Here is a 13,315-nt window from a genome sequence, read left to right as displayed (position 1 = left end):
GTCTCGATCTGCTTTCGGAAGTTTCCGCAGGTCAAACTAATGCTTCGACGACCTGATACCGATCATCCCTAGCGGGCGATTGTGCGCCACGGCGCGGCTTAGCGACGTAATCTCTCATTAGATGAGAGATTTTTGCGTACAGTTTGGTCAGTGAGCATCGAACCTGGGCGGATTCCTGCCTTTCTGACAAACGTGAATGTCGGGCTGCTGCGGGCCGAGGATCGCGTTTTCGAGGCGATGTTGGATGGCTGGCGTGCGCAGATGCTGGCACGTGGCCTGTCGACGTCGTACATCAAGAGCTCGTGCGGGACGGTCCAGCGGTTCCAGGAGCACACCAACGAGTATCCGTGGACGTGGTCCGCGCATCACGTGGACGAGTTCCTGGCGGACCGGCGCAGCTCTGAAAAAGGTCTCGCGTTGACAACCCTAAGGGCCAATTCCGGAGCCATCAGGGCATTCTGCTCCTACCTGACGGACGGACGCTACGGCTGGGCGTCGTTCTGCGAACGGGTCTTCGCCGACATACCAGTGCAGGTGGTCTTCGAGTGGAACTCTCCCCGGCATACGACGGACGATGCCGTGCCGGCACGCCGCCGGGCGTTCACACGGACCGAACTGCAGTCGTTCTTTGACGCTGCCGACGACCTGGTCGACACCGAGTTCGCCAAGGGTTCAAAGCGCTGGCTGCCGGCACTGAGGGACTCGACGGCGTTCAAGGTCGCCTATGCCTACGGGCTGCGTCGGCGTGAACTGGTGATGCTTGAGTACGTCGATTTCGGCCCCAACCCGCACGTTCAGTCTTTCGGCCGGTTCGGGGCGCTGCAGGTGCGGTGGGCCAAGGGATCCAAAGGTTCAGGTCCCCGCCGCCGGACGGTGCTGACAGTCCCGGAGTTCGACTGGGTGGTGGGACTCCTTGAGTACTGGCTCTCCTCTGACGGCCGCAAAAGATTTCCTACCGCTGACCGGTCCGCCAGCCTGTGGCCGTCCGAGCGCTCCGGCTCGACTGTTCACCGCAACTTCGACAGATCTTTCCAGCGGGTGCGGAAAATCGCCGGGCTCCCGGAAGAACTGACCCTGCATACGCTGAGGCACTCGTACGTGACGCATCTGATCGAGGCCGGCTACGACCCCCTGTTTATCCAGCAACAGGTCGGGCACAGCTACTCCTCCACCACAGCCCTCTATACTTCCGTGTCGGCGGACTTCAAACAGAAGACCATCCAGAAAATGATCGCCCAGCGGCTACGCAAGGGCGACGGCGAGGGGAACAGCCATGGCTGAACAGCGACGGATCGGCTACCGCTGGAACCTCCGGCAACTGATGGCCCAACGAAACCTCTGGAAGACCACCGAACTGCTCCCCCTACTCAAAGCCCGGGGCATCAACCTCTCCAACGCCCAGGTCCACCGCCTCGTCACCGGAACACCCGAACGCATTCCCGCCCAGACCTTCGCCGCCCTCTGCGACATCCTTGAATGCACGCCCAACGACCTCTTCGAGCCCTACGTGCAGATGCGCGCCGCCAAGACCGCCAACGCACCCAAGCGGCCAGAAGACCTGGGCATCGCACCCGGCGCGCCGATCGCCCGCCGGATCCGCGTCCTGCCACCGGACGAAGATGACTAGACCCCGTAAAGCCGGCGATCCCCAAAAGTGGCCGGAAGCCTGCGGGCGCTGCGCCGAACACCACAAAATCGTGGTCCGTTGGCCCGACGGCGCAATCTGCGGCTACTGCTACCAGCAAGCCAAAAGAACCCGCGGCACCTGCGCCTGCGGCCACGAAGGGGTACTGCCTGGCCGCGTCGACACCCTGCCAGCCTGCCGCAAATGCTCCGGCGTCCGCCTCAACGTCGACTGCATCGGATGCGGCAAAGAAGACGAACTCCACTCAGGCAACCGATGCTGGTCATGCATCCTTGCCATGACCGTTGACCGGATCCTCAGCCCACCAGAGAACCAGACGCCCTCCCCCGAACTTCAGGCAGTCGCCACTGCTCTGAAGTCCATGAAACGCGCCAACAGCGGCCTCACCTGGATCCAGCAGCCACACGTCACAGAGTTCCTCCAACGACTCGCGGCTGAACCTGTGATCACCCACGCCCGCCTCGACGAAATACCAGCATCGCGCACCCGCGAATACGTCCGCGGTCTGCTGGTCGAACACAACGCGCTGCCGCGCCGCGATGAACTGAGCACCAGGTTCAGCGTCTGGGCCGAGCAGGCCCTCGACCGGATTAGCAGCCCGAGCCACCGCGACATCACCCGCCGATACATCCGCTGGCACCACCAGCGCCGCATGAATCAGATGGACGAAGTCACCCGAGGAACGTTCCTGCGGGCCAAACAAGCAGTCACCGTCGCTATCGAACTACTGAACTGGCTCACCCATCAAGGCGCCGAACTCGCCGAAGTGAATCAAGCGCACCTGGACCGATGGCAGGCAGAAGGCCCCACGACACGAGGCATCGCCTCACGCTTCCTCGACTGGGCAATCAGGACCAACCTCATCGACCCGTCCCTGAGATTGCAGCCCCACCGCCGCGGCACCAGCCCGCGGCTCGACGCCGCCGCCCAAACCGAACTCGTTACCAACCTCAGCCACATGACCGACATGAACCCTAGACAACGTGCCGCAGCCATCCTCATCCTGGTCTTCGGCCAACAAGTCTCAGACATCGTCCAACTAACCTGGGACAACGTCACCGTGACAGAGGAACTCGTCACCATCACCTTTGGAAGCGTCGAAATCGCACTTACGCCACCGCTCGATGAACCCTGGCGAGAACTCGCAGCCACCCCAACCCACCATCAGACAGCCGCGCACCCCAACAGCAAATGGGTATTCCGAGGAGGCTTACCCGGCCAGCACCTCCAGGCCTCAACCCTCACGGAGCAGCTCAGCGCTTCGTTCAGCAGTCGCGCGGCCAGGCTCGGAACCCTCCACGAACTCACCAAACTCGCCCCGGTGGCCATCATCGCAGAAGCCCTCGGCTACTCCCCGGCCACGATCGATCGCCACGCCATCGATTCGTCAGCCAACTACGCCCAGTACATACGTTCGCTCAGAACGGCCAAAGGTTAAGTCCACCGGCCCTCTGCCAGATCAGACCAAAAATCAACGCGGTGAGTCGGGGTCTGCAGATCTGGGTCGCGAAAAAACTCGGCAGCAAAGTATGCAGCTAGATCGCTGCCGAAATAGATCACGTCAGTTTGGTGCACGGAAAAGACAGGACTTCCTTCCGGCGCCGGCGCGCCAGGGAGATACCGGTGTGAGTAAATCGGAATCAACGTCGGCACCAGCCGCATCTGCTCGCGGGCTACCTGCAAAGCAGCAGCCGTTTCACTTGGCCTTTCGCCCCATTCATCAGGCCAGAAAGCATTCTGCTCAACGTCAAACAGGGCTCCCTCCAGTGGCCAGTTAAGCCGCTGCTGAATCCCGTCAGGCTCCCCCAACCAATCAACCCAGCCTGGGCCTATCGGCGTCGCCAGACTCAGCAGCCCCACATGATCAGGGCTGAATCTGATGTCGAATTGCTGCTCGACGTCGGCGATCTCGGTATTAGTTAGACCCGGACCCAACGGAATACGCGCCTCGTAAAGCGTTTCAATGGCTGCCTCAACGATAGAAGTCACGCCAGAATCATGTCACCGACTCGTCCCACATCGACACGTCTCGCTGCCAGTCCCCGTTTGCCTCACCGTGCACGGCATCCGTGAGGACCTCGACTACAGCGATCTGGGCGGTTGTGTCCGGGACGCCAGGGAAGTGAACCTGTGGATCCTCAGCCGGCACTCTCGGCTGCGGGATCGCCGTTCGTAGGCGAAATAGCGCGACCGCAGAAATGAGGAACCAGGCCACGTTCGTCACCACGGAAGGCCATGCCCCGTGGACTGTGCCGTTGATGATAAAGGCAACGGCGCCAAAAAGGTTCGCGGTCTGGAAGCCCTTGCCGGCTTTCAACCAGCCCATGGAAACGGCCAGGTAAGCACTGAGTATTGCGACCGCGCCGGCCCAGCCGGCGATTTCCCACAGCAGTTCCAATGTGTCCTTTCGGGGATTCTGCCCGTCTTGCCAGTGGCTGGGCAGGGGTGTTGATGGTGACTTCGGAAGCTGCTTCGTCCAATGCTGCGCGCATTCTCGGAGTAGTTGTGACCGCGGTTTAGCCCCCTCAAGTCGCTCCAGCCTTCGGGTGGCGGGCGTCTCCAATTCTTGAACCGAGGCGAGCGGTTTGCTGAGGAACAGCCGCTAGGACGGGTCGAGAAATGGTGGGCTATTTACTCTTGCGGTGCCACTAGATGGCGGTGCAGACACGATGCACCGGGTTCAGGATGCTTTCTCCAGGTTGTCGAGGCTTTTTGTGACTTCGTAGTGGAATCCGTCCCGGTCCTCGATGGCCCAGGCCTCGTAGAACTCAGCCTTTTCGAAGAGCTTGCGGTTGTTTGAAGGGGATTTGACCCAAAGAATTTCCCCGTCATCCGTTACTGCGTCCACGTAGCCGCTGCAGACGTAGTTGCCTTGCTGCCGGATTTCGATACTGGCCCCGGGAAGGAGCGTCCAGTCCTTGATGCGTCTCATGTCCAAAATTCAGTCGTCCTGTTCATTCTCGATGTCACAAGTCGCAGTAAGCCTGCCCTGGAGGATCCGGGGCAGGCTTACTCAGGAGAGGTTTCCCTAGCTGGCACGCTTTGTCAGTGCGCGTAGCCGGCCGCGGCTTCCGTGAGTGTTTTGCCCTTTGTCTCCGGGGCGAGCCACTGAGAGAGCGCGGCCCCGGCAAAGGCGACACCGGCGGCCATCAGCATCGTGGGACCTGCTCCGAGATTTTCCATGGACATTGGCAGCAGGAAGGTGCCGATGCCTGCTCCAACCCGACTGACGGCCGCCGCAAACCCTGTTCCGACCCCGCGGATCTCTGTGGGGAGGACCTCACCGGGGTAGACGTTCGTCAACGTGTTGTAGCCGGCGTTGAAGAACGAGAAGACCAGGAACAGGATTAGCACAATGAACGCTGGCGCACCGGCCCAGAGCCCGATGACTGCCAGGACCACGGCGCAAAGCCACTGCGGCGGAACCGTCAGGGCACGCCGTCCGATCTTTTCAATTAGCAGGAAGGTAACGACGACTCCGGCCAGGGCGACGGCGGAAAGACCGACTCCCCCGGCAAGCCCGCCCGCCAGCCCGTATTGGTTCAAAACGCTGTCGGCGAATGTAGCGATTGCGAAATAGGGTGTTACTGCGCAGAACCAGAAGCCGGAGATAAAGAGGGTTGAACGCCAGTACTCCTTAGAGAACAACATCCCGAAGCTGCCTTTACGGACATCCTCGTGCTGAAGATCGTCGAGCGCATCATCAGGCATGTACTTTGCAGCAAGGATGCGCGCCTCGTCCTTACGGCCCACGCTCCACAGCCAACGTGGTGACTCGGGCATTCCGAGCCGGGCGAGGAAGATGGCAACAGCAATAAATGTGCTCGTGCCCAAAATGAAGTTCCAGCTCAAGTCGGTGTACTCATTGAGCAGATGGCCTGTCAGGAATGCAAGCATGAAGCCGCCGTACCAGGCGATCCCCATCGCGGCCATTAGCCGCCCTCGCAGGTGGGAGGGCGAGAACTCAGCCATCAGGGGCCATCCAACCGCGTACTCGGCGCCGATTGCGATGCCCATCAGCAGCCGCACCACGACCAGCAATACCGGAGAATCGATGAAGAACTGCATTCCCGAAGCGATGGCGAACAATCCGATGTCGAACATAAAAATCGGCTTGCGGCCAAACTTGTCAGCGGCCCACCCACCAATCGGTGAACCGATCAGGATGCCGACCAGGGCTGCCGCGGCAATCAGTCCCTGCCATAAGGCGGTAAGTTGCAGGTCCTCGGCCATCGTCCCGGACACCGGTCCGATAATGCCCAGGACGTAACCGTCCAACACCATGCCGCCGATCAGGACGGTGACCATCCTGGTCAGGAACCGTCGCTTGCTTGCCGATGAGGCACCGCCCCTATGGGCGGTTGGGTTCTTCATGGATGACATTGTCACTCCTGGTTAGCCTCGGTTGTACATGACGTGTTTGGTGCGGGAGAAGTCGTCCAGGGCGTAGCTGGAGAGGTCGCGGCCGTAGCCGGAGCCCTTGAAGCCGCCCCAGGGCATTTCGGTGGCGATGACCAGGTGGGAGTTGACCCACACCGTGCCGAAGTCCAGCTTCCGAGGAACCGTGAGGGAGCGTGCGGAATCCCTGGTCCAGACCGAGGCCGCCAGCCCGTAGATGGTTTCGTTGGCTCGGGTGATGGCTTCCTCGTCGGTGCTGAAGGTCTCCACCGACACCACGGGGCCGAAGATCTCGTTGCTGGTGATCGCGGCGCCGGCCGGGACGTTGCTGACCACGGTGGGCTCGATGAAGTAGCCGGGACCGTCGATGGCGCGGCCGCCCACGGCGATGGTCAGTCCGTCTTTCCGTACTTCGTCGAGTGCGGCGAGGACGCGCTCGTAGTGGGCTTTGGAGATCATGGAGCCGATTTCGGCGTCGTCGGTGCCGGGGGCGCCGACGGTGATCTCGCTGATCTCCCGGACCAGCAGCTCGGTGAACTTCTCGGCGACCGATTCGTGGACCAGGACCCGGGTCGCCGCGCCGCACTCCTGGCCGCCGTTCCAGAACCCGGCACTACGGACGCCCTTTGCGGCGGCCTCGAGGTCGGCGTCAGCAAAGACGACGACGGGTGCCTTGCCGCCCAGCTCAAGGTGCACGCGCTTGACGGAACCGGCGGCAGCAGCGGCGACCTTCTGGCCGCTGCCCACGCTGCCGGTGATGGCCACCAGATCCACGTCGGGGTGCTCGGAGAGGCGGTTGCCCACCACACGGCCGGGGCCGGTGACGATGTTGATGACACCGGCGGGAACTTCGCTGGCGATGAGTTCGGCCAGCTTGAGGGTGGTCAGCGGTGTCTGCTCGGAGGGCTTGAGCACCAGGGTGTTGCCTGCGCCGAGGACCGGGGCGATCTTCCATGCGGCCATCAGCAGCGGGTAGTTCCAGGGGGTGATCACCCCGACGACGCCGACCGGCTCGCGGTGGATCACCGAGGTGTGGTTCTCGGCGTAGTCGTCGGCGCCGAGCGTGCTGTAGGCGCGGGCCGCGCCGGCGGAGAACCGGAAGGTGTCGATGGCGCTGGAGATATCGTCTTCGGCCACCGCCGAGGGCTTGCCGGTGTTGGCGGCTTCGAGGGTTTCGAATACCTCACGGTTCGCCTCGATGATGTCTGCAATTTTCAGCAGGACTGCGGAGCGGTCCCGGGGCGTCTTCGCAGCCCATGCTTCCTTGGCCGCTACGGCGGCCGCTACGGCTGCGTCCACGTCTTCGACGGTTCCCGCGGGAACCTGCGTCAGCACTTCCTCCGTGGCCGGGTTGACGATGTCTACTGTTTCGGAGGAACTGGAGGGAACGAATGTCCCGCCGATGAACTGGCCGAAAGGAGGAAGGGCAGGGGTCAGCGCCGCTTCTGCCCGGCGGACGGTGAACAGTGCAGTTTCTGTTGTCATGGTGTTAGCCCACGTTCTGGTAGAGGGCGGACACGGCCTGCTGGACGCAGGCGAGGTCGTCGGCGCTAAGGTCGGCGGTGGGGCGGCGGGGGGAGCCGGCCGGGAGTCCCTGCTGCGTGAGGCCTGCTTTGACGGCAGGGATGAACGGCACGGAGAGGAGGGCGTCGATGACCGGGTATACCTTCTTCCACAGTTCCAGTGCCCCTGCCAGGTCGCCTTCGGCGATGCGGCGGCTGACCGAAACGATCTCGTTGGGGACCACGTTGGCGGTGCCCGCCATGACCCCGGCTGCACCTTCGACCAGTGCGCTGTAGAGGTAGACGTCCCAGCCGATGAAGGTGCCGATGACGTCCGAGTGGTGGTGGATGAGCTGCAGCGCCTGTTCCCAGTTGGCGCTGGAGTCCTTGATGTAGCGGATGTTGTCCACTTCCTCGGCCAGCGCCCGGACGGTGGCCGAGTCCAGGTTGACGCCGGTGACGGCCGGGATGTTGTAGAGCATCACGGGGATGTTGACGGAGGTGGCAACGTCCTTGATGTAGGTCACCGTTTCTTCCAGGGACAGCGGTTCGTAGTAGGGCGTGATCAGCATGAGCACGTCCGCGCCCAGCTCCTCTGCGGCCTGGGACAGGCGGATCGCTTCAGCGGTGGAAGTGGCGCCGGTGTTGGCGATGACGGGCACGCGCCCGTTCGCCTGCTTGATGACGGTCTCGATCAGGAGCAGCCGCTCCTCGGAGGACAGGGCACCCACCTCACCGGTGGAGCCTGCGGCCACAACGCCGTCAACGCCGGCGTCGATGGAGCGGTCAACGATTTTCCGCAGGGTTTCGACGTCGATGGTCTCGTCATTGTTGAAAGGCGTGGAGAGTGCGGTGAGGACACCGCTGAGGTTGTTGGACATGAGTCGTTCCTTCTTAAGTTCGGTGGGTAGTGCAGCTTGTTCAGGCAGGTTTTGCTAGGCCACGATCGACAGCCCGGTGTTCGACGGTGACTGGCGGTGGGTGGCCAGCACGCTTGCGGCTTCCTGGGCTGCGGAGAACCCGGTGGTAATGGAGCTTTCGGTGTACAGGGTTCCCAGGTAGTCGCCGGCGAGGAAGACCCGGTCGGTGCCCCGCATGAGGGTGGACTGGATCTTGGCCCGGCCTGGGAAGCAGTAAGGGGAAGCGTTCTTCCAGCGGTCGACCTTGGCCTCGACGACGCTGTCGGCGAAGCCGTGGCCGAGGACCTGGTCGAGGTCGGTGAGGTGGGTCTTGATGACTTCCTCCTCGGGCTTTTCCAGCAGGGCACGGCCCAGGCTCGCCGGTGAGAACGTCATGAAGCTGCCGCCGGGCTTGCGCACGGACTCGGTTCCACGGACGATGCTCGCCTGGTTCAGTGCGATGGCGAACGAGCGTTTGGGAGCGGCGATGGCGTAGATGTCATCCCACGGCTTCGCGGTGGTTTCGTTGGTGAGGAATGCCGTGCTGACGTGAGGGCCGTACTTGATCTGGCCCAGCGCACCGCGCAGGTCCTCGGGAAGGTCCACACCAATCTTGTGGGACACGTCAGCGGTGGTGGCCAGGACCACCGTGCGGGCCTCCACCTCACGGTCGACGCCGTCCTGCCGGTACCTGACCACGACGGAGTCCTTCTTGTGGACTACTTCATAAACGGCGGCCCCGAGCTGGACGCGCTCGCCCAGCGCCACTGCGATGGATTCGGTGAGGGTGGACGGGCCGCCCACGATGCCCTGGCTGAGCCCCTGCCCAAAACCGAGGACCAGGCTGAAGTAGCCGATGCCGGCGCCTGCGGAGATCTCGTCCATGTCGCCGGCGGACCGGGTGACAGTGGTCTTGAATAGGGCCGCGGCGTCCTCTGACAGATTTCCGATGAAGTCCTGGAACGAGGTGTCGTTCGCGAAGTCGTAAATGCGCTGCTGCCGCATGGCGCCTGATTCGCCCGTCCGCTTCCGGACAACGCCGGTGTACTTGGCCACGCCGCTCACGACTTTCATGCCGGCGCGAAGCGTGTCCACCCGGGATGCCAGGGACATCGGGATACGGAATGGATAGGTGGCGATGTGCCCCTTTTTGATGAACTTTCCGTTCATGGACAGGCCCTGCAGGGACCCGGGGATCTGAACTGCCATGACGCCTACCTCGTTGAGCAAAGCGTCGGTAGAGGATCCCGCGCCGGCAAAGACATGTCCGCCCCAGTTCAGCCAGTAGTCACCACGGCGTTCGGAGCGGATCCGCCCACCCACGCGGTCCCCGGATTCCAGGACAACCGTGTCCCAGTGCCGGAGCCGCCATGCTGACGAAAGTCCGGCGAGTCCGCCGCCGACGATTACTGCGTCTTTCATGATTCCCATTCCTAGATGTTGTTGCTCGTCTTCTGATGCCGAAGGAGCCGCGGCGGCTCCGCGGAAGTTTTTTGGGGCTTAGCCGACTGTATGCTTCCTGAATCGCTGCCGGGCTCCTGCGTGTTGGCTGCCCTTCCCAGAAACCGCTGGGGTTGCACTGGAGCCGGTGTGACACAAACCACCATAGGATGTGATCACAGATCACACAAGTCTTTTTATGAAAGTTTCTTCTATCCGGGAAGGGCCGCAGCCGCTTGCGAACTGCGTGGGACAAGCGGCCGTATATTTGACTCGTGGTCATCTCCAAGCGCGCCGAACCCACCCTGCTGACCGATCAGGTTTATGCGGTGATCCACGCCGCCATCCTGAGCGGGGACCTCCCCGCCGGTTCGCGGCTTAAGGTGCGCGATCTCGCCGAGCAGGTGGGCACCAGCGTGATGCCGGTCCGGGAGGCGATCCGGCGGCTCGAGGAGACCGGCCTGGCAGAGCGCGAACCCCACAAGGGGGCAGTCGTCAAGAGCCTGACCTTCGAGGAGTTGATCCACGTCTATGACGTCCGTCGGCTTCTGGAAACCGAAGCCGCACGGCTGGGCAGCGAAAAGATCACGCCCCAGGACTGCGACAGGATGCAGTCAGAATATGAACTGATGCGCAAGGCCATCGATGAGCGCCAGGTCATTCCCCTGCTTGACCACGACGAGGCCATGCTGGCCATCCTGTACAAGGCTGCCGGCAACCCGGTCCTCCTCCAGATGATCAGGGCGCTATGGCAGCAGTGCCGGGCCTACAAGATTGTCGGCGCCCAGGGTTCCCTAGATGACGAAAAGGACGACTCGTTGTGGAGGTACCAGCAGGACCTGGTGACCGCGGCCCGCGACGGCGACCCCGCAGCCGCCGCAGCAGTGAACGAGGCCTCCCTCCTCAACGCCCGCGAACGGATTAAGAGCCGGCTCGCCGAGCAGGTCGCTCCCTAGCGGTTCGATACCCCGCGGTCGGACTGAAATCTCTTTCGCCGACCATCCCCACTTCATCGCTGCCGATTCCACCAGAGCAGCCCCTTAGAAGCCGCTGCTCCATCTCCCCTACCTTTGTGGTCAAAAAGAATTTTCGTGATCTGTGATCACAGATCTAGACAAGGACTAGTGGCGCTGGCTAAGGTGACATGCAGCACATGCAGTGACGTAAGCCACAGCCTGTCCCCCCGGCCCACGACTACCCGGCCCCTCAGCAAGGCATGTCACGGACCAGCCGCAGGGCGATATGCGTCATTTATCCAAAGGAACCAAAAATGAGCTTCAGTTTTGGCACTAAGACTCCCCCGATCGCGCTCTCGGGTGAGGTTGTGGTTTCCGGGCTCGGCAAGAGCTATGGACCAAGCCGCGTGTTGTCAGATGTAAATCTGGCAATGAGCGAAGGTGAGGTGGTCTCCATCATCGGCCCCTCAGGGGCAGGCAAAAGCACCTTCTTGCGGTGCTTGAACTACCTCGAAACGCCCACCGAGGGCACGATCGAAATTGGCGGCGCCCGCGTTGTTGCTGGCGGAAAGCTCCCGGACAAATCGAGCCTGGACCGCCTCCGGCGGGTCACCGGGATGGTCTTCCAGAGCTTCAACCTGTTTCCCCACCTCACCGTGATGGAGAACATCACCCTGCCCCAGCGGAAAGTGCTGGGATCCAGCAAGGAGCAAGCGGAGGAGGTCGCCAACAGCCTGCTCAGGCGCGTTGGCCTTCCTGAAAAGGCCAAGGCGTATCCGGCCCGCCTTTCCGGAGGCCAGCAGCAGCGCATCGCCATTGCCCGTGCTCTCGCACTGTCGCCGAAGGTCATGCTCTTCGACGAGCCGACGTCCGCCCTCGATCCCGAAATCGGACTTGAGGTCCTGGCAGTCATGCGCGACCTCGCGGACGAAGGCATGACCATGCTCGTCGTCACCCACGAGATGCACTTCGCGCGTGATGTCTCCAATCGCATCATGGTGATGGGCAACGGCGGCGTACTGGAAATCGGCCCGAGCGAGCAGGTGATGTCGGAGCCGCGAAACGACCGCACCCGGCAGTTCCTCAAAGCCGTACTGGACCGGTGAGACGACGATGATCGCAGAACTCCTGCCCGCCATCGCCCGGGGCGTCGGACTCACGCTCTACGTCACCGGCGCCTCATTGGTGATTGGCGGCATCATCGGCCTTGTCCTCGTAGGTGCCGCCCGTTCACCATTCGCGATCGTCCGGGGCATCGCCACCCTGTACATCAACCTGGTCCGGGTCATCCCACCGATTACCTGGTTGTTCCTGATCTACTTCGGCCTGCCCCAGTTCGCGCTGAAGCTGACAACGATCCAGGCGGCAATCATCGGGTTTTCCGTGATTGCCTCGGCATTCATGGCCGAGATCTACCGTTCGGGACTCCTCAGCATCCCCGATGGCCAACGCGAAGCCGCCCACGCACTCGGGCTGAGCACAGTAACCACTGTCCGGCACATCGTCACCCCGCAAGCGTTCCGTGTCGCACTGCCCGCCATCGCCACATACGGCATCGGACTGCTGAAGGACTCCGCCCTGGCATCCACAATCGGCGTCCGTGAAATCACCTACTATGCCCAGCAAGCCGCAAAGCAAACGCATGAAGGCCTTATGTCATTCATCGTCGCCGGGGCGCTTTACATCGTGATCAGCCTCGTGGTTGCCCTCGTCGCCCGGCAGATCGACCTCAGGTTGCGCAAGAAGATCGGAGTGGCGTGATGGACATACTCACACAGTGGATTGGATGGCTGCCCAACCTCACCCCCGGACTGCTCGTCAGCCTCCAACTGACCGGCCTCTCGCTGCTCTTCGGCTTCCCACTCGGCCTGCTGTTCGCCGTGATGGCAGCGTCGAAACTCGCACCCCTGCAGTGGATCTCGTTCCTGTTCGTCGAGGTCGGGCGGGGCCTGCCGGCCCTGGTGCTGTTGTACCTGCTGTACTTCAGCCTCCCCGACGCAGGCATCACCCTGACATCGCTGACCACAGCAATCATCGCCCTGACCTGGAACACCGGCGCCTACGCCTCGGAGTACTTCCGCGCCGGACTGGCCGCGGTACCACTGGGACAAAAAGAAGCCGCACTCACCTCCGGACTCCGCGGCTGGACCGGGTTCCGGATGATCATCCTGCCGCAGGCACTGCGGATCTCCACCCCGCCCCTGGCCGGACTCGCCGTCCTTGTCTTCCAAGGCAGCGCACTCGCATTCGTGATCGCCGTACCGGAACTGATGTCCAAAGCCTTCGAAATCGGATCCATCACCTTCGAATACCTCAGCGTCTACACACTCACCGCAGTGATCTACGGATCCCTCACCCTCGTCTTCCTCGGCCTCGTCCGGGTGCTCGAACAGCGCCTCGGACGCCACCTCCAACGCAACTGAATCCCCTCGACCCTCCAGGGCAACCCGCCCACCCCACAACAAAGGACACACC

General features: G+C 62.4%; 14 protein-coding genes. 7 read left to right on the top strand and 7 right to left on the bottom strand.

The window, feature by feature from the left end:
• Positions 1 to 150: 150 nt before the first annotated feature.
• The 3 genes from DXK94_RS02920 to DXK94_RS02910 are packed head-to-tail and all read left to right on the top strand — an operon-like array spanning position 151 to position 3,083.
• On the top strand, positions 151 to 1,281 hold the full coding sequence (locus DXK94_RS02920; protein WP_115523748.1) for a tyrosine-type recombinase/integrase: 1,131 nt from the start codon (positions 151 to 153) through the stop codon (positions 1,279 to 1,281).
• A complete protein-coding gene (locus DXK94_RS02915) occupies positions 1,274 to 1,627 on the top strand; it encodes a helix-turn-helix transcriptional regulator (protein ID WP_115523747.1) in 354 nt (117 codons plus the stop codon). Before DXK94_RS02920 ends, DXK94_RS02915 begins: the two co-directional genes overlap by 8 nt.
• Positions 1,620 to 3,083, top strand: coding sequence for a Fis family transcriptional regulator (locus tag DXK94_RS02910; RefSeq protein ID WP_115523746.1), 1,464 nt, complete (start codon positions 1,620 to 1,622; stop codon positions 3,081 to 3,083). The genes DXK94_RS02915 and DXK94_RS02910 overlap by 8 nt, the downstream gene beginning before the upstream one ends.
• Here the strand turns inward: DXK94_RS02910 and DXK94_RS02905 are convergent.
• From DXK94_RS02905 to DXK94_RS02875, 7 genes are all read right to left on the bottom strand, one after another.
• Positions 3,080 to 3,634, bottom strand: a complete 555-nt coding sequence (locus tag DXK94_RS02905; protein WP_115523745.1) for a hypothetical protein — start codon at positions 3,632 to 3,634, stop codon at positions 3,080 to 3,082. The two genes, DXK94_RS02910 and DXK94_RS02905, sit on opposite strands and share 4 nt — an antisense overlap.
• Positions 3,635 to 3,641: 7 nt before the next feature.
• Positions 3,642 to 4,043: a YgjV family protein gene (locus tag DXK94_RS02900; RefSeq protein ID WP_115523744.1), complete on the bottom strand. Its 402-nt coding sequence runs from the start codon at positions 4,041 to 4,043 to the stop codon at positions 3,642 to 3,644.
• 282 nt (positions 4,044 to 4,325) lie between these two features.
• Positions 4,326 to 4,577 (bottom strand): hypothetical protein, encoded by a 252-nt coding sequence (locus tag DXK94_RS02895; protein ID WP_115523743.1) that lies wholly within the window; start codon positions 4,575 to 4,577, stop codon positions 4,326 to 4,328.
• 113 nt (positions 4,578 to 4,690) lie between these two features.
• Entirely contained in the window at positions 4,691 to 6,019 is a 1,329-nt protein-coding gene (locus DXK94_RS02890) for an MFS transporter (protein ID WP_258868411.1), read from the bottom strand.
• Positions 6,020 to 6,040: 21 nt separating this feature from the next.
• Positions 6,041 to 7,528, bottom strand: a complete 1,488-nt coding sequence (locus DXK94_RS02885) for an aldehyde dehydrogenase family protein (RefSeq protein WP_115523741.1) — start codon at positions 7,526 to 7,528, stop codon at positions 6,041 to 6,043.
• Positions 7,529 to 7,532: 4 nt separating this feature from the next.
• Entirely contained in the window at positions 7,533 to 8,426 is an 894-nt protein-coding gene (gene dapA / locus DXK94_RS02880; protein ID WP_115523740.1) for a 4-hydroxy-tetrahydrodipicolinate synthase, read from the bottom strand.
• Positions 8,427 to 8,480: 54 nt separating this feature from the next.
• On the bottom strand, positions 8,481 to 9,866 hold the full coding sequence (locus tag DXK94_RS02875) for an NAD(P)/FAD-dependent oxidoreductase (RefSeq protein ID WP_115523948.1): 1,386 nt from the start codon (positions 9,864 to 9,866) through the stop codon (positions 8,481 to 8,483).
• A 293-nt stretch (positions 9,867 to 10,159) separates the two neighbouring features.
• Here DXK94_RS02875 and DXK94_RS02870 point away from each other — a divergent pair, with 293 nt between their 5' ends.
• The 4 genes from DXK94_RS02870 (at position 10,160) to DXK94_RS02855 (ending at position 13,263) form a co-directional block, all read left to right on the top strand.
• On the top strand, positions 10,160 to 10,840 hold the full coding sequence (locus DXK94_RS02870) for a GntR family transcriptional regulator (RefSeq protein WP_220272948.1): 681 nt from the start codon (positions 10,160 to 10,162) through the stop codon (positions 10,838 to 10,840).
• Between the two features lie 314 nt (positions 10,841 to 11,154).
• Positions 11,155 to 11,946 carry an amino acid ABC transporter ATP-binding protein gene (locus DXK94_RS02865; RefSeq protein ID WP_115523739.1) on the top strand — a complete coding sequence of 264 codons (792 nt, stop codon included), beginning with the start codon at positions 11,155 to 11,157 and terminating at the stop codon, positions 11,944 to 11,946.
• A gap of 7 nt (positions 11,947 to 11,953) precedes the next feature.
• Positions 11,954 to 12,601: an amino acid ABC transporter permease gene (locus tag DXK94_RS02860; RefSeq protein ID WP_115523738.1), complete on the top strand. Its 648-nt coding sequence runs from the start codon at positions 11,954 to 11,956 to the stop codon at positions 12,599 to 12,601.
• Positions 12,601 to 13,263: an amino acid ABC transporter permease gene (locus DXK94_RS02855; RefSeq protein WP_115523737.1), complete on the top strand. Its 663-nt coding sequence runs from the start codon at positions 12,601 to 12,603 to the stop codon at positions 13,261 to 13,263. Before DXK94_RS02860 ends, DXK94_RS02855 begins: the two co-directional genes overlap by 1 nt.
• Positions 13,264 to 13,315: the final 52 nt, after the last annotated feature.

This window comes from Arthrobacter sp. RT-1 (assembly GCF_003367205.1).
GTDB lineage: Bacteria > Actinomycetota > Actinomycetes > Actinomycetales > Micrococcaceae > Arthrobacter.
Note: the sequence above shows the minus strand (reverse complement) of the source record. Positions and strands in the feature narration are given on the sequence as shown.

Coding starts and splice junctions, on each gene's coding strand:
- DXK94_RS02910 (WP_115523746.1), top strand. CDS start 1,620: ATGACTAGACCCCGTAAAGCCGGCGATCCCCAAAAGTGGCCGGAAGCC.
- DXK94_RS02915 (WP_115523747.1), top strand. CDS start 1,274: ATGGCTGAACAGCGACGGATCGGCTACCGCTGGAACCTCCGGCAACTG.
- DXK94_RS02855 (WP_115523737.1), top strand. CDS start 12,601: ATGGACATACTCACACAGTGGATTGGATGGCTGCCCAACCTCACCCCC.
- DXK94_RS02885 (WP_115523741.1), bottom strand. CDS start 7,528: ATGACAACAGAAACTGCACTGTTCACCGTCCGCCGGGCAGAAGCGGCG.
- DXK94_RS02890 (WP_258868411.1), bottom strand. CDS start 6,019: ATGAAGAACCCAACCGCCCATAGGGGCGGTGCCTCATCGGCAAGCAAG.
- DXK94_RS02865 (WP_115523739.1), top strand. CDS start 11,155: ATGAGCTTCAGTTTTGGCACTAAGACTCCCCCGATCGCGCTCTCGGGT.
- DXK94_RS02875 (WP_115523948.1), bottom strand. CDS start 9,866: ATGAAAGACGCAGTAATCGTCGGCGGCGGACTCGCCGGACTTTCGTCA.
- DXK94_RS02895 (WP_115523743.1), bottom strand. CDS start 4,577: ATGAGACGCATCAAGGACTGGACGCTCCTTCCCGGGGCCAGTATCGAA.
- DXK94_RS02860 (WP_115523738.1), top strand. CDS start 11,954: ATGATCGCAGAACTCCTGCCCGCCATCGCCCGGGGCGTCGGACTCACG.
- dapA (WP_115523740.1), bottom strand. CDS start 8,426: ATGTCCAACAACCTCAGCGGTGTCCTCACCGCACTCTCCACGCCTTTC.